Annotated in this window: 17 protein-coding genes; 6 read left to right on the forward strand and 11 right to left on the reverse strand. The window is 41.1% G+C overall.

The annotated features are described in order from the left end of the window. Window positions 1-59 precede the first annotated feature (59 nt). Window positions 60-971, forward strand: coding sequence for a UDP-3-O-acyl-N-acetylglucosamine deacetylase (lpxC, locus tag L1D51_RS00435; protein WP_036971181.1), 912 nt, complete (start codon window positions 60-62; stop codon window positions 969-971). A gap of 71 nt (window positions 972-1,042) precedes the next feature. Here the strand turns inward: lpxC and yjjG are convergent, their stop codons facing one another. Genes yjjG through L1D51_RS00450 form a run of 3 tightly spaced genes read right to left on the reverse strand, consistent with a single transcriptional unit; the run spans window position 1,043 to window position 3,217 of the window. Next, window positions 1,043-1,717, reverse strand: a complete 675-nt coding sequence (gene yjjG / locus L1D51_RS00440) for a pyrimidine 5'-nucleotidase (protein WP_239962043.1) — start codon at window positions 1,715-1,717, stop codon at window positions 1,043-1,045. 11 nt (window positions 1,718-1,728) lie between these two features. Then, window positions 1,729-2,268, reverse strand: a complete 540-nt coding sequence (gene yjjX / locus L1D51_RS00445; protein WP_054561043.1) for an inosine/xanthosine triphosphatase — start codon at window positions 2,266-2,268, stop codon at window positions 1,729-1,731. 49 nt (window positions 2,269-2,317) lie between these two features. Beyond that, complete coding sequence (locus L1D51_RS00450) at window positions 2,318-3,217, reverse strand: phosphoribulokinase (RefSeq protein WP_054561042.1); 900 nt, start codon at window positions 3,215-3,217, stop codon at window positions 2,318-2,320. 230 nt (window positions 3,218-3,447) lie between these two features. On the opposite strand from L1D51_RS00450, the gene L1D51_RS00455 reads away from it, so the two are divergent. Together L1D51_RS00455 and L1D51_RS00460 are read left to right on the forward strand one after the other, a co-directional pair. Further along, window positions 3,448-4,317 carry a hypothetical protein gene (locus L1D51_RS00455; RefSeq protein WP_239962045.1) on the forward strand — a complete coding sequence of 290 codons (870 nt, stop codon included), beginning with the start codon at window positions 3,448-3,450 and terminating at the stop codon, window positions 4,315-4,317. Between the two features lie 64 nt (window positions 4,318-4,381). Then, window positions 4,382-4,747: a hypothetical protein gene (locus tag L1D51_RS00460; RefSeq protein ID WP_054561040.1), complete on the forward strand. Its 366-nt coding sequence runs from the start codon at window positions 4,382-4,384 to the stop codon at window positions 4,745-4,747. 39 nt (window positions 4,748-4,786) lie between these two features. On the opposite strand, the gene L1D51_RS00465 is transcribed toward L1D51_RS00460, so the two are convergent. The 6 genes from L1D51_RS00465 to L1D51_RS00490 all read right to left on the reverse strand — a co-directional run bounded on the left by L1D51_RS00465 (window position 4,787) and on the right by L1D51_RS00490 (window position 10,301). After that, window positions 4,787-7,357, reverse strand: a complete 2,571-nt coding sequence (locus L1D51_RS00465) for a M1 family metallopeptidase (RefSeq protein WP_239962047.1) — start codon at window positions 7,355-7,357, stop codon at window positions 4,787-4,789. Window positions 7,358-7,469: 112 nt separating this feature from the next. Then, window positions 7,470-8,147, reverse strand: a complete 678-nt coding sequence (locus L1D51_RS00470; RefSeq protein WP_239962049.1) for a site-specific integrase — start codon at window positions 8,145-8,147, stop codon at window positions 7,470-7,472. Between the two features lie 217 nt (window positions 8,148-8,364). Beyond that, window positions 8,365-8,715 carry a DUF2750 domain-containing protein gene (locus L1D51_RS00475; protein WP_054552718.1) on the reverse strand — a complete coding sequence of 117 codons (351 nt, stop codon included), beginning with the start codon at window positions 8,713-8,715 and terminating at the stop codon, window positions 8,365-8,367. Between the two features lie 17 nt (window positions 8,716-8,732). After that, complete coding sequence (locus tag L1D51_RS00480; RefSeq protein ID WP_239962051.1) at window positions 8,733-9,311, reverse strand: glutathione S-transferase family protein; 579 nt, start codon at window positions 9,309-9,311, stop codon at window positions 8,733-8,735. Window positions 9,312-9,371: 60 nt separating this feature from the next. After that, window positions 9,372-9,653 carry a peptidylprolyl isomerase gene (locus L1D51_RS00485; RefSeq protein ID WP_054552716.1) on the reverse strand — a complete coding sequence of 94 codons (282 nt, stop codon included), beginning with the start codon at window positions 9,651-9,653 and terminating at the stop codon, window positions 9,372-9,374. Window positions 9,654-9,725: 72 nt separating this feature from the next. Continuing rightward, window positions 9,726-10,301 carry a glutathione peroxidase gene (locus L1D51_RS00490; RefSeq protein WP_054561036.1) on the reverse strand — a complete coding sequence of 192 codons (576 nt, stop codon included), beginning with the start codon at window positions 10,299-10,301 and terminating at the stop codon, window positions 9,726-9,728. A 75-nt stretch (window positions 10,302-10,376) separates the two neighbouring features. On the opposite strand from L1D51_RS00490, the gene L1D51_RS00495 reads away from it, so the two are divergent. From L1D51_RS00495 to L1D51_RS00505, 3 genes are all read left to right on the forward strand, one after another. Continuing rightward, window positions 10,377-10,868, forward strand: a complete 492-nt coding sequence (locus L1D51_RS00495) for a GNAT family N-acetyltransferase (RefSeq protein ID WP_055199214.1) — start codon at window positions 10,377-10,379, stop codon at window positions 10,866-10,868. Window positions 10,869-11,011: 143 nt separating this feature from the next. Further along, complete coding sequence (locus L1D51_RS00500; RefSeq protein WP_055020802.1) at window positions 11,012-12,961, forward strand: hybrid sensor histidine kinase/response regulator; 1,950 nt, start codon at window positions 11,012-11,014, stop codon at window positions 12,959-12,961. A gap of 19 nt (window positions 12,962-12,980) precedes the next feature. Next, window positions 12,981-14,108, forward strand: coding sequence for a response regulator (locus tag L1D51_RS00505; protein ID WP_054561034.1), 1,128 nt, complete (start codon window positions 12,981-12,983; stop codon window positions 14,106-14,108). Between the two features lie 20 nt (window positions 14,109-14,128). Here L1D51_RS00505 and queG read toward each other — a convergent pair whose 3' ends face one another. Both queG and L1D51_RS00515 read right to left on the reverse strand, forming a co-directional pair. Further along, window positions 14,129-15,262, reverse strand: a complete 1,134-nt coding sequence (gene queG / locus L1D51_RS00510) for a tRNA epoxyqueuosine(34) reductase QueG (RefSeq protein ID WP_239962105.1) — start codon at window positions 15,260-15,262, stop codon at window positions 14,129-14,131. A 71-nt stretch (window positions 15,263-15,333) separates the two neighbouring features. Next, the gene (locus L1D51_RS00515) at window positions 15,334-16,551 is read right to left on the reverse strand and encodes a methyl-accepting chemotaxis protein (protein WP_055199215.1); all 1,218 of its coding nucleotides are present in this window, start codon (window positions 16,549-16,551) and stop codon (window positions 15,334-15,336) included. Window positions 16,552-16,600: the final 49 nt, after the last annotated feature.

Below are 16,600 nucleotides of genomic sequence, written 5' to 3' on the forward strand. Positions count from 1 at the left end.
AGCTGGATGTATTTATGATACAATTCGCCGTCTAACTGTAACTATAAGTGAGCGAACCTATGATTAAACAGCGTACGATTGCAGAAGTAGTCAAAGCCATAGGAATTGGACTTCATAAAGGTGAGAAGGTCACTATTACTCTCCGACCTGCGAGCGCAAATACTGGGATAGTATTTCGTCGCGTAGACCTTGATCCGGTTGTTGATTTTGAAACAACACCAGAAGCCGTTGGTGATACGCAACTGTGTACCTGTTTAACAAACAAAGATGGCGTTCGCTTATCAACGACTGAGCACCTTATTGCGGCGGTAGCGGCAATGGGTATTGATAATCTAATTGTTGAATTAGACAGCTCAGAAGTACCAATTATGGATGGTAGTGCATTACCATTCATCTATTTGTTACAAAAAGGCGGCATTAAAGAAGTAAATGCAGCTAAGCGCTTTATTCGTATTAAAGAAAAAGTACGTATTGAAGAAGGCGATAAATGGGCTGAGATCGAACCATACGATGGTTTCCACATCGATTTTGAAATTGCGTTTGATCATCCAGCAATCAATGAAAGCCGCCAACGTATCGGTTTAGATATCACGGCACAAAGCTTCACTGAAGAAATCAGCCGCGCACGTACTTTCGGCTTTATGAAAGATATCGAGTATATGCACGCTAACAACCTAGCATTAGGTGGTAGCATGGATAACGCAGTTGTATTGGATGAGTTTAAAGTACTTAATCCAAACGGATTACGTTACAGCGATGAGTTTGTTAAACACAAGATCTTAGACTGTGTGGGCGATATGTTTATGACTGGCCACAACATTCTAGGTAAAATCACGGCTTATAAATCAGGCCATGATTTAAACAATAAACTACTTCGTAAAATTATGGCGACTGAGTCAGCATGGGAATGGGCAACATTCGATACCCCAGTGACTATGCCAGCACCAGGCCTAGAAGTAGCGACAGCTTAATCGCAAGCATATTACAGTTATAAAAAATGACGCTTTAAGCGTCATTTTTTTTGCCAAACTATTATCAAGATTTATAACCCTAGAATAGCTTCAAGCTCAACCAACTGATTGATCTGATAAGTTGGTTTAATGTCCTCTGGTAACTCAACCCCAGGGTGTTGTAACCAACACGTGTCGATACCTACATTGTGACCACCTAAAATATCACTGGCAGCTGTATCGCCTACCATTAAAATCTGCTCTTTTGGCGGATTCCCCATTAATTGAAATGTATGTTGAAAAATCTCTGGGGCAGGTTTTGCTTTACCGACTAACTCTGAAATAACCAGCCAATCGAACATATCCTGTAAACCGGTGTGCTCTAGGCGTTTTTGTTGTAACTTAGCAAACCCATTGGTAATAATGCCTAGCTTGGCGTGTGATTTTAACTTTGTAAGCAAGTCAACTGCACCAGGTAATGGCACACAAATAGAGGCCATAGCATCCAAGAAGCCATCGTTAAGTTCTTTTGCTGGCACATCGAGTCTATTAGCCCATTCTGTAAAGCGAGTTATCTGTAGCTCGCTGGCGGTAATTTCATGCTTTTGATAAGCAACCCAAAGCGGCTTATTGGTTGCTTGGTAATGATGATAATCTGACTCAGTAAATTCTACGCCGTAATGTGCAAACATCACTTTTAAACCTTCGAATGCATTAAAACTAAATAACGTTTCATCTGCATCGAATAATACGTGGCTATACTTCATGGTTATCCTAATTACTGGTTGAATAGGGTAGGGTGTGAAAATGGCGCCATAGCCAATGTCAGCGCTTGTACATAAGTACTTTCGCGCGTGGCAAGATGATTGGTTAATAAGCCAATAGCACCACCTTGTTGTTTGATATTAACGGTATTGAATGCCTCATCCATGACATCACCTAGTTCTTTACCAGCTAGCAAGGCATCGTAAAAAGGTTGCGGTAACGGTAGGTTGCTACTGCGACCAACGCTAAATTGTTGCTTGTTTGCAATCACTACAAAGGCAAAGGTTGCAGCGCCATAACTAAATTGTTCTGCGCCGCCTTCCATTGCTGCATAAAAGTCGGCGTCAAAGTGATCTTGACAATACTTAACACGATTTTCAGCGCCGATACGGGTTTCATCTTCGCCTAGCGGCTGATCAGGCACACCAGAAGGTGCATCTTCACCTTTGCATTCAATGGTATGATTTGGGAAATAAAGACTAAAGACATGTTTAGCCGCGTTAATTTTAACGGGGTTCTTTGAACCAACAATAACACGTAAAGTTTGTTTCAAGCCGACGACTCCATTGTTTTCACCAGAGTCAGCAGTGTACCCGAGTGAGTTAAATCGGCAAGTCAACCGGGGCTAAATTTTCAAGGGCGCGTTTTTTCAAAATAATATCTTTGATCAATGGGGTTAACACAAGCTCCATAGCTAAACCCATTTTGCCTCCAGGTACCACAAGGGTATTGATACGAGACATAAAGCTGCCTTCAATCATGCTCAAATAGTACGGAAAATCTACGTCATCTATGCCTCGAAAGCGAATAACAACAAAGCTTTCGTCTAAAGAAGGAATATCTTTTGCGCTGAATGGGTTTGAGGTATCAACCGTCGGCACTCGCTGGAAGTTAATATGAGTACGCGAAAACTGCGGAGTAATATGATTTATGTAATCGTCCATCGAGCGCACAATAGAGCCCATTACCGCTTCACGAGAGTGGCCTCGTTCAGAGGTATCGCGAATGAGCTTTTGGATCCACTCAAGGTTAATAATAGGCACCATGCCAATCAATAAATCGACATGCTTAGCAACATCATGATTCTCATCGACAGCACCACCATGTAGACCTTCATAGAATAGAATATCTGTATTTGATTCTAAGTCTTGCCAAGGTGTAAAGGTGCCCGGTAATTGGTTATAAGGGACCGCTTCGTCGAAAGTATGTAAGTAGCGTCTGATTTTACCTTGCCCGGTTTCACCATATTGGTAAAAAAGCTCCTCAAGGGCGCCAAAATCATTAGCTTCTCGGCCAAAGTAGCTAATATGCTTGCCTTCTTGCTGTGCTTCACGGACTTTTTTATCCATTTCTGGACGTGTATAACGATGAAAGCTATCGCCTTCGATGAAGGCTGCATCAATGCTTAAGCTTCTAAAAATGTGCTTAATTGCATTGGTGGTTGTGGTAGTCCCCGCCCCAGATGAACCGGTAATAGCGATGATAGGGTGTTTAGCTGACATAATTATTCTCGTTATTGTTGATACCAGTCGGCTTAAATTGTTAACCATTCTAGCGTGTTAAATGGTCAGTTACTTAGCTCGATTGGTATTATCGTGCATAAAATCAATCAGTAGAAACTGATAAAAAACGAACACGTCCTAGTTATAAAGGTCGAGCATGGTAAGGTCAAGTGACTGGCGGATTAATTAACGCTATCATGGGCTGATAAAAATTAAAACGAGAGAACAACATGAAATCGATTTCGTCTTTACTTTTGGTCGCAGCAGGGACATTTTTTACCAGTCACTTACATGCAGCGATGCCTAAAAGCGAAATATTACTTGCCGAGTTAGACACCCCATATGGTATGCAGGTGTCGCGAGTAACAGATGATAAAGCTTATAATAATCAACCATTTTTAGTTGATGCAGGGCTTTACTATACCCATGAGGTTGTTGACGAAAATGGCCAGTCACAAACCGATATTGCGTTTTATGACTTTACATCTAAGAGCAGCGTGAATATCACCAACACGCCTGTCAGTGAATACTCGCCTACGCTGATGCCAAATCAGCAAGCCTTGTCGGCAATCGTGGTCGAAGCAGATGGCAAGCAAAAGTTATGGCAGTATCCATTAGCAGAAGAATCTGTTGCTAGCCGAGTTTTTGAATGGATTGAGCCGGTTGGCTACCACGCTTGGGGCGCTGATGAAGACCTGATCATGTTTATCTTAGGTGAGCCGCATACGTTGCAATACACTCGTGTTGCAGCTGCTAAACCGCGTGTCATTGCCGGTGATATTGGCCGAACTTTAATTTTTGATAAACACACAAACAGTTACTTGTTTAGTTATAACAAAAACAACCAACATTGGGTTGCACGCTTTGCGCCGCAAACTGAGGAAGTTAGTGATTTATTTAGATTACCGGAGTCGGTGCAAGACTTTGCTTTAATTGACAAAGACACTGTAGCCTATGCGGTTAATAACCGAGTTCATAAGCGCAGTTTGACAGAGCCTGAAGTGGTATCACAGTGGCTTGATTTAAGACGCTTTTGTGAAGGCTCAATCTCGCGTTTAAATTACAAACAGAGCAAACTGGCATTTGTATGTAATAAATGAGTAACGGTTTTTGCTTGATTGCTGTACTGTGGCTAAACTATCCCGTTATATGTAAGGAACGCCTTTGTCTTTTTCTGCCGAGCAAGTGAGTGTACAGCTGGTTAAAGCGGGCTGCCGCAGTAATTTTAAGATTAAAAATATTAACGAATTTATGCCAGCTAGCTCAAAAGAGGCATTTTATGTTCATGAGCAAAGTGGCCAAGCAAAAATTGTTATTAGACCTATATTTGAAGTATTCAGTGCTGATTTCGAGTCAATAGAGGGCATTACGCGTATCAAAGACTACTTTCACAGTAGTGAAATGACCCGCTTTCCAACTCGCATTCATAAAAGTGCACAGCCCATTCATTATGGTATTGCATTTAAAGTCACCTCACCTGACGCTGCTGAGCAATTTATAACTAAGTTAACTGCTATTTTAGCGCAATAAAAAAGGGCCACATTGTGGCCCTTTTTGCATTTGCTTTAATTAGCGCTTAAGGAAGCTATTCACCGAGTTTAACTCACGGTTTTTCAGTGCAATACAATCATTAATGCTTTCTTCAAGCTTACTAAGAGAACGTGCATAACCTGGTACTTCAGTGATTTTATCGTTGAAGAAGGTTTTGGTTTTCTCTAAGCTTTTCGCATCACAGCTTGCCGTCGTGAAGAACGGTAAATTTGGTACAAAGAACGGTGGTAAGTTCTTAGTGATGGCATCGTAATTGTTGTAAATCCACTCAATAAACAGTGCTTCACGCTCTTTACCATAGCCTAACCCACCTAATAACGTACGCATATCAGAGGCTGTTACGTTATCTGTTAAGCTGTATTCTAGAACCGCTTTTTGTAACTCAGGTTTACCAAAGTAACCCATCGCTGCCAGCATCTTAGTACGCACTTGTGGATCTTTGGTGGTTTTAAAGGTTTGTTTGTACTTTTCAAGTAACTTTGCATCGCCATGGTAAGCCGCAAGGTTTAAGTAAGTTGAGGCTAAATATGGGTCAACATTTTCAGGGTTGTTTAAGTACAGTGCCGCTTGTGCTTTTGCGGTATCAATGACTTTTTGGTCTTGACCATCAAAACCTAAACGGGCAATAACTTGCGCACGCAATTGCGATACCGCGGCATCTTCACCTGCTTTTGCTGTTAAACCATATTGTTTAGCAGCTGGTGCAATGCTGTTACGGATAAACTTAGGCCATAATTCACGGTTGCTGTCGTCTTCGAATACGCGTTTTTGAGCAGCAAGGTAACCTAATGCTGTGTTTGCTACTAATGGGTGAGCATCACTCACAAAGGCTTCTAAAGTTTGCATTAAGTGAGCCGCAGATATAACGCCTGCATCAAGTAATGAATCAACCGCAGAAAGTAGCGCTAAGCGTTCACGCACCGTTAGCTTGTCAGCTGCGTTCTCTAGTAGGGCATTAAACTGAGCATCATCTAATACCCAGCGGTAATAACCCATGGCACCTTGATCTGGGTAGATCCACTCAGGTTCAAAGTCGAGAGTTAGTTGCTGTGTTTCTTTATTCAGCAGTACATTTGCGGTTTTAACTTTGTCGCCCGCACCATACTTAATTGCAACCGGAACATTCCACAGTTGTGCAGGCGCATCAACGCCAGCATTTACAAAGCGGCTTTGGCTGATATTAATTTTCTTACCGTCTTGCGTTACTTTGATAAGTGGGAAAGATGACTGTTCGATAAACGATTTAAGAACACTTGCTACATCTTTATTAGACGCTTCGCCTAGTGCTTGCCATAGATCAGCAGCTTCTGCATTTTTATACGAGAATTTCTTCAAGTAAGCACGAATACCTTGCTGGAATGCCTCTTCGCCAATCCAGTTTTCAACCATAGATAAAACCGCACTCCCTTTACTGTAGGCAAGGCCAAGGCCATCCATGATATCAGCTTCAGTTTTGATTGGCTTACGAATAGGTTTAGTACTTAAACGCGCATCCAGTGCCATTACATGGTTTTGTGGTAAGTCTAAGTGCGACTCAAATTCAGGGTTGATTTGTGCAGTGATTTTCGCTGCCATCCAACTTGCGAATGCTTCGTTTAACCATAAATCATTCCACCACTTCATAGTCACTAGGTTACCGTACCACTGGTGAGCTAACTCATGGGCAATGATTGATACATTACGCTCTTTTTTGCTGCGCGTTGCTGTTGCTAGGTCTACTAGCAAAATGTCTTCACGGTAAGTCACTAGGCCTGCGTTTTCCATTGCGCCAAATGGAAACTCTGGTACCGCCACTGAGTCTAGCTTTTTGTATACGTAAGGAATGCCAAAATAATCTTCTAGCGCTTTTAACACACGCGGCATATTTTCTTTTGCGTAATCAGCAAGGTGAATTTTACCTTGCGGAGTCAGTACACGGCCAGGGATTGGCATGCCTTTAATTTCAAGCTCTTCAAACGGACCCACAGCCATAGCGACTAAGTACGAAGGAATAGGTGGCGTTTTGTCGAAAAAGTGCGTTGTCATATCGCCGTCTACTTTGGTTTTTAAAACCGGTGTATTGGCATACACTTTTTGTGATGTTGGCGCTGTGATAGTTAGCTGAAAAGGTATTTTATAACTTGGCTCGTCAAAAACCGGGAATGCACGACGCGCATCGCTCATTTCAAATTGCGTGAAAAGATAAGGTGTACCTTGATCTAAAGTTTTATATAAACCAACACTTTGACGATTATAAGGTGCGGTAAAATCAACTTTTAAAGTGTATTTTCCTGGTTGGATTTTTTCTTCACAAGCGAATTTAACTTTGCCTGTTTTTAGCATTTCAACACTTAGGTCACAGTTTTCTGCACCTAAAATTTTCGCCATGCTAACTGCATAATCAATACCGTTTAATTCGATATAATTCGTTGCTTCTAGAACCTCTAAAGCAATTTCGGTATGACCAGAAAAATTGTCTTTGGCAGGATCAAGCGTAAGTTCTACTTGTTGTGAGCTAGGCTTGGCAAGCTTTTCGATAACATATTCATTGGCATGGGCAGAGCTAACAGCAAGTGCAACACTCACCGTTAATAGGCTTTTTAAGAACATAAGTATCCCTGATTTTTTGTTGTTAGAAAGGCACCTGCTATGAGGGGCGAATCACCATGCTATCAGGTTTTAATTTGAACAGTAATAAATAGTTAGTAACAAAGTTTGTCAGTTAATTATGGCGTTCAATGAAACGCTGCCAATGCAGTTGCGGGTTTATTTGTCGTATGTTTTGCAGCACGGTATTTAATAACTGCATATCAGTAAAGCGCTGCTCGTTGAAATCTTTAAAACCAAGCAAGTAGTTAAAGGCGTCTTTGCTATTTGCTTGCAGTGCATGAATTCGCACTTGTTGTTCAAAGTTGAGCCGTAAACTGCTTATCGCGGTTTTCATACCTTGCTGATCAACTGTAGGAATAGCGCACTTTTGTAAATAACCAGCGCGTTCACCTTCACCCGAAAACCAAATACGTACTTTTTCGCTATAGCGACCTGATTTAGCGGGTAAATCAAACATCAGTCGTTGCTGATTTTGCTCATTTAAATAGCCTAAGTATTGGTCAAGTCCTGCATCGAGTAATGCATTGTGGATAGGGACATAGCGGGGTTTTATCTTGCCATGTGTATGAAAATCAAAGCAGCGAATTCCATCAAGGGTGACGATGTTATCAAGGGTTAAGTGGCCAATTTCATCACTGTAGGCACCGGTGTAATAGGCAAATAAAGGCAGCCAAAAGTGCCAATGCTTAGCTTGTTCACGTGCTAAACGCTGATCACCATAAATGTAACCATTATACAGGGTATGTAATTCCATGGCCGAAAAGGGCCTACGACCAAGATGGGACTTCAACCTAATACCTTGATAATAAAGATGTGTCGAAGAGTATAACTGATATACCCAAACCACCTCAAGATGCGAGCTTCAGTTGGAATTAAAAGCGATTTAGGCAAGGCATTGATTGCAAGTAATAGTGGTTCTATTGTTAAAATCAATATAAGTATCAAGTTTCCAGCTAAACGACACTGCCATAAATACGGCCGTGTCGTTATAAGCTTAAGGATTGCGATTAATCGCAAAGAGCTTTAGCTAAACCAACCGGTTCGATTTCAACGCATACTTGATCATCGTTCCAGTTTAAACCAACAAGCGCATCATCTTCGTTAAGGTCTTCAACCCACTCATCAAGAAATTCGTCTAGGCCAATTTCAACAGGGGTATAGTCTTGCCACTCATCTTTACATTGCGCTTTTGCAGCGTCTTCAGTACCCCAAAGTAATAACACATCAGTGTCGCTAAATTGGTTTGATTCACAGACAACAAAACCACCATCTTCGGCACCCAGTGCCCACATAGATTCGTTCAAACGAACTTTTTCTACAAAGCTAACTAATTCTGATTCAATTTCGATATCGCTCATTTGCGTAACCCTTATCTTTATATTCGTGGATCTGTTTGTTGTACCGCCGCTTTATCGGCGAATTTATGATAAAAAACCACTAAGTTTTCTAGTTGGCTTAAATCAGTTAATTCGCGGAAGCGGATCCAATCTAGCAAGCAGTATAAACTGATGTTGAGGTATTCACAGCTTTTAAATACTGGCTCCGATAAATGAGTATTTAAATAGGCTAATGTTTCAACAATTCGTTCATTCTGTAAATTAAAAAATAGTTTGTCGCTGTTGGTATCAAGCCCTGAACGCTGACAAAGTAAAATTTCTACCAGTGAATCATTGCAGGCATTGATAATGGTTAAGTAGTTCTCTTGCTGCCAGCTAAGTAACGGCTGATCAGCTTTCTCTAGTAGATAGCGGATAATTGAGTTGGAATCACATAAGGTAAAATCATGGTCGATTAATACAGGAATTTTTCTGGCAGGGTTATGAGCAATCATGGTTTGTCTGTCTTGCTCAGAGAAAATATCCAAATTAACAAAATCAATAGGTAGGTTATTAAGTGTCGCCCAAATCCGAATACGGCGCACAAAAGGTGAGGTAGTAGAGCCTAGTAATTGCATGATGGTGTCCTTTGCAAAAAAAAGCCGCTGTGAAGCGGCTTTTTGAAATCAATTTGTTAATTAGTCAGTACGGCTTGTTACTTCTAGAAGATGATAACCAAACTGGGTTTGCACTGGGCCTTGAACTTGGTTAATTGGTGCAGAGAATACGACTTTGTCGAACTCTGGAACCATCATGCCAGGGCCAAACTCACCTAATGCGCCGCCATCTTGACCAGATGGGCAATTAGAGTGAGCACGAGCAAGCTCTGCAAAGTCAGCTCCTTGCTCAATTTGCTGTTTTAAATCTAAACAGTGAGCTTCACTGTCTACGAGAATGTGTCTTGCACTGGCTACTGCCATAACATCTCCTAATGTGTGTTTTAGTATTAAATTACTAGTTTAGTTCAATATTTACCGAACGAAAAATTAAATTTATTTTGCAGTCAGCTCAGCTTCAATTGCATCACGTAAAGTTTGCGATTGTGGCTTAGTTTTACTATTAAAGCGCTGCACTGTCTTACGGTCAGCAGACACTAAATATTTGTAAAAGTTCCAGTTAGGTGAGCTGGTTGCTTCGTTTAGGTGTTTGAATATCGGGTTTGCATCGCTACCGCGAACGGCACTGGTAGCAAGCATATTAAAGGTTACGCCATAATTAATGAAACATACTTTTGCAGTGTCTTTTTCATCGTCTTCTTCTTGGAAAAAGTCATCTGATGGAAATCCTAGTACTACTAAGCCTTGGTCTTTATATTCTTTATGAATAGCCTCTAAGCCTTCAAACTGGCCGGTAAAACCACAATTACTAGCGGTATTGACTATTAGGAGTGGTTTGTCTTTGAATTCGCAGAAGTTAATTGACTCTTTTGAGCGTAACTTTCTCATTGTAACATTGGTAAAGTCATCACATTGGCTGCTTGCTTTAGCAGTTGGCGTAGCCTCAGTAGTTTGTGCTGCAAGGTTGGTTGTTATTAGACCTGCTGCAAGTAACAAAGCATATTTATACATAGTTATTTCCCGCTAGTTATTTGTGATGAATATACGCTAATATGCAGCAAAGTGATCATTTAATTTCAGCTATTTATGACGATTCGCAAAGCAATACAAAACGATTTAACTGACATAGTCGCTATTTATAACGAGACCATCCCTGGCCGTATGGTAACCGCAGATACTGAAGAGGTGTCGGTTGCAGACAAACAAGCTTGGTTTGATAGCCATACAGAAAAAAGACCTATTTTTGTTTTTGAGCAAAAAGGTAAAGTGCTTGCTTGGCTGAGTTATAAGTCGTTTTATGGTCGCCCAGCCTACGATGGTACCGTTGAAATTAGCATTTACATCACCCAGCAAGCTCAAGGGAAGGGACTTGGTAAACAATTGCTTACATTTTCAGAACAGCATGCAAAAACACTTGATATCAAGGTGTTATTAGCTTTTATCTTTAGTCATAACCTACCAAGTATAAAACTGTTTAATCGCTTTGATTACAAGGTCTGGGGAGAGCTTCCCGAGATTGCGATCATGGATGATAAAGCCTATAGCCTTACTATTTTAGGTAAGCGTTTAGACAGTTAATTAGCTAAAAAGCTAATAAAAAATGCGGTACAAATTGTGACCCATTGCGATTTTAGGCTACGCTAAAATAGGTATTTATTATTAAGCGAGTCTAGTCTACTGTGCGAAGAATATTGATTGTTGATAGCAATAGTGTTTTAGCAATGCGGGTCAAGGTGCTACTAGAGCTGATTGGCTGTCGAGTTGAGCTATTACATTTTGCAATGGTTGATGATGCTGTTTTAGAGCAAGACTTTGATCTTGTTGCAGCTTCTCATGGTGTACCAACCACTGTTATTAAAACGCTAATGGGAGTGTTCGCACAAGAGCACTTCTTGCTGCTAGCGCCTAAAGCGCAGCGTAGTGATTTACTAGAGCATTTTAGTGAAGTAAATCGCCTATTACCTAATGCTGTGGTGATTTACCCCTTCTTTGCTAATAAAGAAATTAGCTCTTTATTAGAAGGGGTACTTGAGCTCGACAGCGATAATATTCTTCAACTTCCTACCGTGTTACTCGTTGATCACTGCGCAGAACGTTTGGCGCAAATAGCCCTAAACCTAAAAGGGGCACATATTAAAACCTTCACAGCTGATAATACTGCATCTGCTATGGATGTTATTAAAGAGCAGAACATTGATTTACTCATAAGTGATTTTACTTTTACTGATGGCACTGGACTTGAGCTCTTTAATAAGCTCAAAACATGTCAGCCTAATAGCCGCTGTTTACTTTATACTTCTAAACCTGATCAAGTCTCGATGGTGGCAGCTATTCGTCAAGGGGTAGAAGATGTGCTCATCAAGCCGGTTGATGATAATAGCCTGCTGCAATCAGTACATAAACTGTGGCAAACAGAACTATTAAGGCGTCATAACACTGAATTAGTCGAGCGTTTGCAAAATACAGTTGATGCACTCATAGAAAAAGACAGCTTACTACGCGTAATTTTTAAGCATACACCCGATGCCATTATTCTATTTGAGCGTGGTGGTAAGGTTATAGAAACTAACGACGCCTGCGAGCAGCTTTTTGAAAAACCGCTGAAAGAATTTGAGAATTGCTCTGTTTTTGAATTTTTTGATGTTGCTTCAACTGAGCGCATCAAAGATAAGATTGCGACTTTAAGTAAAAACCGACAATTTAGTTGTGACTTACGACTACTCAAGAAAAACGGCAGTGAGGTGCCTTTAGTTGGCTCGTTTAACGAAATCGACCACCACGGCGAAATTGCGCTAGCGGTGATCTTTAAAAATGTTACGCATCTTAAAGAGAAAGAAGATTTACTCGTTGAAGCAAAAGATTTGCTTGAAGAAGAGGTCAAAGCCCGCACAGCTCAGTTAGAGCATGCTAAAAATGTGGCAGAAGCGGCAAATCACAGTAAATCTGAGTTTTTAGCGAACATGTCTCATGAACTTAGAACACCTATGCATTCTATTTTAAGCTTTGCTCGCTTTGGGCTTGATAAGGTTGCTAATGACGATTTAAGTAAAGACAAGTTAAACAAGTATCTATCTAGAATTGAGCAAAGTGGTGAGCGGTTACTATCGCTGCTGAATAACTTACTCGATCTCTCAAAGCTCGATGTCGGGAAATTCCCGTTCAATCCGCAAAAGCATAACTTAAGCAATATTATAAAAACCAGCATTGATGATGTGTCGGGCACAGCCCTAGAAAGAAGTATTGCTATTCGGCCTATAGGTTTTGAACAGGGCATTGTGCTTGAGTGCGACGAAGAACAAATTAATCAAATTATGCGTAACTTGATAGGTAATGCACTGAAGTTTAGTGAGCCAAATAGCGAAATTGATATTTGTTTAGCGGTGAATGAGCAGATGGCCGAAATCGCTGTTATTGACCGCGGAATAGGGATCCCTGAACAGGAACTTGAAAAGATTTTTGCTAAGTTTGAGCAAAGCAGTAAAACCAACAGTGGTGCGGGAGGCACTGGGCTTGGATTAGCTATTTGCCGGGAATTTGTAGCCTTACATCAAGGCACTATTTCGGCAAGTAACAATGAGTACGGGGGCGCTACTATTTTGGTACGGCTGCCCTTAGAAATAGACTTGCCGCAACACTTGGCAAATGAACAACAGTCTATATCGATGAATTAATAAAAGGGAAGAGATAATTATGGCCTTGAAACGTATTTTAGCGGTTGATGATGAACCATTTAATTTAGAAATTATTGAAGAGATCCTTGAAGATCTCGATTTTGAGCTGAAAATGGTTAATAGCGGCCCAGAATGCTTAGAAGTCGTAGAGCAGTTCGACCCACAAGTGATTTTACTCGATGTGAGCATGCCACAAATGAGTGGTTACGATGTCTGTCGTAAGCTGAAAGAAAACCCCAATACACAAAAAATTATTGTGATGTTTGTCTCAGCCAGGGGCACGGTTGAGGAGCGCATGGAAGGCTATTCTGTTGGTGCAGAAGACTACATTGTTAAACCATTTAGTCATGGTGAATTAAAACTTAAGTTACAACATTTAAATCAAGTACTAATTGAAAAAGAATCGCTAGAACAACAAGTTGAAGATGCTACGTCAACGGCATTTAATGCCATGGCAAACAGCAGTGAAATGGGACAAATTGTTAATTACATCGAGCATATTGGTTCGATTGATAATGAACAAGAGCTCGGCAAAGCCTTTTTAAACTGTTTAGGTGCGTTTGATTTACAAAGTAATGTGGAGTTTAGGTTAGATAACGAAGTATTACATTTCTCTGTGTCGGGTGTGTGCTCGCCGATTGTGATCGAGCTGTTTGAAATGCTGAAAAGCAAAGGTCGATTGCATGAGTTCTCAAATCGGATTTTAGTAAACTATGAAATGATTAGTTTGCTTATCTTAAATATGCCTGGGCAAGACCCCGATAAGCATGGTCGAATTCGAGACCATATCTGTTTTTTAGTCAGTGTTACAGAGCAACAGCTAAAAGCGATTCTCACTAAAAAAGAGCTTCTTCAGCAACAGCAACAGTTAAATGATGCTGTAGGTAAGGTGCACAGCAAATTTACAGGTTTGATTGAGCTTTTAAATGAAAACCGTATCAATAACGAAGCTGTATTTAAGCGGCTTCAAGAAGACTTAGAAAGTCGCATACCGACCATGGGCTTAGATGAAGACCAAGAGGTGTTTATCTATCAAAAGGTCGACGAAACCATTCAGAACTCAGTGGCTCGAGAGGAGTCTGTAAAAGGGGTTAAAGCGGCCTTTAAAGAAATTGAGAATGACCTATCGCTATTATTAACGCGGTAGGGCAAAGCTTGAGCTAGTCATCAAGCATCTCTGGGTAGGCCTTTTTCAACAATGCGAATTAAGCGCGCAGTTTTACGAAGCTTTAACTGGCGCTTATTTTTTTGCTGATCAAGCGCCCATTCAATATGCTCAGCGACCAAAGCTGTAGCTGTTGTTAATCTTTGCGCTAACGCCTCAATTATTTGCTCATTGTAATCAGCGTTACCTAATCCGACAGCGAGGTTTCTTAACCAACGTTCGTGGCCAATGCGGCGTATAGGGCTGCCTTCGGTATTTTTAAGAAAGGTTGCTTCATCCCATGCAAATAAAGTCAGTAAGTCTTGATCTTTAAGCTGCTTTCTTGGATGAAAGTCAGCTTCATCGGTAAGCTGACCATAGCGATTCCATGGACAGACTAATTGGCAGTCATCACAGCCATAAATACGATTCCCTAACAGTGGGCGATACTCTTCTGGAATCGCGCCTTGCAGTTCAATAGTAAGGTAAGAGATACATTTACGGGCATCGACTACATAAGGCTCGACAATCGCACCGGTTGGGCACAGCGTCATACAGGCAACGCATTTCCCACAGCCTTCAAAGCTATTTTCTTCATCAATAGGGAGCGGTATATCAACAAACAGCTCACCTAAGAAAAACCAAGAGCCCGCCTCTTTATTGATTAATAAGCTATGTTTTCCACGCCAGCCCAAGCCTGCCTTTTCGGCTAGTTGTCTTTCAAGCACGGGGGCTGAGTCAACAAAGGGGCGAAAACCGAGCTGGCCAACTTGCTGCTCTATTTTTTGGCCTAACTTTTTCAGACGGTTGCGAATTAACTTATGATAGTCACGACCCAATGCATAGCGACTAATGTACGCTTTATCAGTCTGTTTGAGGTTTTTAGCAAAGCTTGCATCAGGCGGCAGGTAGTTCATTTTTACTGAGATGACTCGCTGCGTGCCAGGTACCAGCTCTGCTGGGCGCGCTCGCTTCATACCATGGGCTGCCATGTATTCCATCTCACCGTGATAGCCTAAATCTAACCAGCGCTGTAGCTGCGCTTCATGCTTCGTTAGGTCAATATCAGTGATCCCGACTTCTGCAAAGCCAAGGTCTTTACCCCATTGCTTTATTTGCAGTGCGAGTTGTTCATAATCAATAGCGGGTGTTGTCACGGTCAATAAAAAAGTAGCCAAGAAGCGGCTACTTTAACATAGTTTGACTCAGAGCAGCAGTTAAAAGCCGATCACACAAAGCGTTTTAACTGCTCTTGGGTTTGTTGGCTCAGTTTGTGTGATTGTTGGCAATCAGCGAGTGATTCATCAATTTGCTGCTTAGCTTGCTCACCCAAAGCAACTATTTGCTCAACCGTTTGATGGGTCTGGGTTTGGGTTTGCTCTAGTAAATGCACGGCGCTGACAATCTGTTGTAGTTGTTGTTGGTTTTGCTCAAATTCGCCAAGCATATTGCTAAAGCCTGTTGAGGTGTTGCTAATGGCAGTTTCAGCTTCACTCGAGTGGCTAATTAACTGCTCAGACTCTTTATTGGTTTCGCTAACAAGGCTATTCATTTGATTAATAAAGTCACTGATCTGGCGAGTTGCATCGTTAACTTTAACCGATAGCGATCTAACTTCATCGGCAACCACCGCAAAACCTCGGCCTGCTTCACCGGCACGTGCCGCTTCGATTGCAGCATTTAGAGCAAGTAAATTGGTTTGATCAGAAAACTCTTCAACCATTTTTAAAATGGCACGAATGTTCTCGCTGTTTTCTTTAAGGCCAGACACTGTTGCTGAGAAGTTACCCAAAATTTGGCTAATCATCGCGACCTTTTTAACTAATGCCGATAACTCCGTGGCTGAGTGCTTAACAAAGTTTAAGTGTTCACTATTAACATGGTGCACGCTGTCAGTATTTGCTGAGATATTCTCTAGGCTTGAAGTAATTTGGTTGCTTGAATCAGTAATGGTTTGACTGAATTTTATTTGCTGGTGGCTCATTTCTGCGGTTTGCTGCATCGAATGAGTCATCTTTGAACTACTATCTGCACTGGCTTGTGCACTTTGATAAGTAGTTGCTAATAGGTTTGCTAAATGAACTGTAAAGGTATTGTACTGCTCACTTAAATCACGAAATTCATCGTAGGTAAAATGCGGTAACTTGGCAGATAAATCGGCATCATGGCGGTTGATTTGCTCAAGTGTATCGCGCATTGCTTGCACTGGGCGCACAATTAAAAAGCGCATGTAGAAAATAGTAAAAATAAAGCTCGCGATGATAACAAAGGTCATTAACCAAAATAGTCCCATGCCAGCTTGTTGTTCTGAAAGGCTGCTATAAAGCCAGATCAAAGTAATGACTTGAAACGCAAACACAAAACCTAAATTACCGACAATTTTACGTGTAAGAGTGTAAAAGAAAGTTTGTTCGATAAAATTGTAAATGCGCATATAGCTACTCATTAAGGTGTTGTGTTGATTCATTTTGGCGTAATTTTTTATTATTCAATGT

Origin of the sequence: Pseudoalteromonas shioyasakiensis (assembly GCF_022398475.1) — a bacterium.
In the GTDB taxonomy this organism is placed as follows: domain Bacteria; phylum Pseudomonadota; class Gammaproteobacteria; order Enterobacterales; family Alteromonadaceae; genus Pseudoalteromonas.

Excerpts from the sequence above, each read along its gene's own strand:
- lpxC (WP_036971181.1), top strand. The coding sequence starts at position 60 with ATGATTAAACAGCGTACGATTGCAGAAGTAGTCAAAGCCATAGGAATT.
- yjjG (WP_239962043.1), bottom strand. The coding sequence starts at position 1,717 with ATGAAGTATAGCCACGTATTATTCGATGCAGATGAAACGTTATTTAGT.
- L1D51_RS00450 (WP_054561042.1), bottom strand. The coding sequence starts at position 3,217 with ATGTCAGCTAAACACCCTATCATCGCTATTACCGGTTCATCTGGGGCG.
- L1D51_RS00455 (WP_239962045.1), top strand. The coding sequence starts at position 3,448 with ATGAAATCGATTTCGTCTTTACTTTTGGTCGCAGCAGGGACATTTTTT.
- L1D51_RS00465 (WP_239962047.1), bottom strand. The coding sequence starts at position 7,357 with ATGTTCTTAAAAAGCCTATTAACGGTGAGTGTTGCACTTGCTGTTAGC.
- L1D51_RS00475 (WP_054552718.1), bottom strand. The coding sequence starts at position 8,715 with ATGAGCGATATCGAAATTGAATCAGAATTAGTTAGCTTTGTAGAAAAA.
- L1D51_RS00480 (WP_239962051.1), bottom strand. The coding sequence starts at position 9,311 with ATGCAATTACTAGGCTCTACTACCTCACCTTTTGTGCGCCGTATTCGG.
- L1D51_RS00485 (WP_054552716.1), bottom strand. The coding sequence starts at position 9,653 with ATGGCAGTAGCCAGTGCAAGACACATTCTCGTAGACAGTGAAGCTCAC.
- L1D51_RS00490 (WP_054561036.1), bottom strand. The coding sequence starts at position 10,301 with ATGTATAAATATGCTTTGTTACTTGCAGCAGGTCTAATAACAACCAAC.
- L1D51_RS00495 (WP_055199214.1), top strand. The coding sequence starts at position 10,377 with ATGACGATTCGCAAAGCAATACAAAACGATTTAACTGACATAGTCGCT.
- L1D51_RS00500 (WP_055020802.1), top strand. The coding sequence starts at position 11,012 with ATGCGGGTCAAGGTGCTACTAGAGCTGATTGGCTGTCGAGTTGAGCTA.
- L1D51_RS00505 (WP_054561034.1), top strand. The coding sequence starts at position 12,981 with ATGGCCTTGAAACGTATTTTAGCGGTTGATGATGAACCATTTAATTTA.
- L1D51_RS00515 (WP_055199215.1), bottom strand. The coding sequence starts at position 16,551 with ATGAGTAGCTATATGCGCATTTACAATTTTATCGAACAAACTTTCTTT.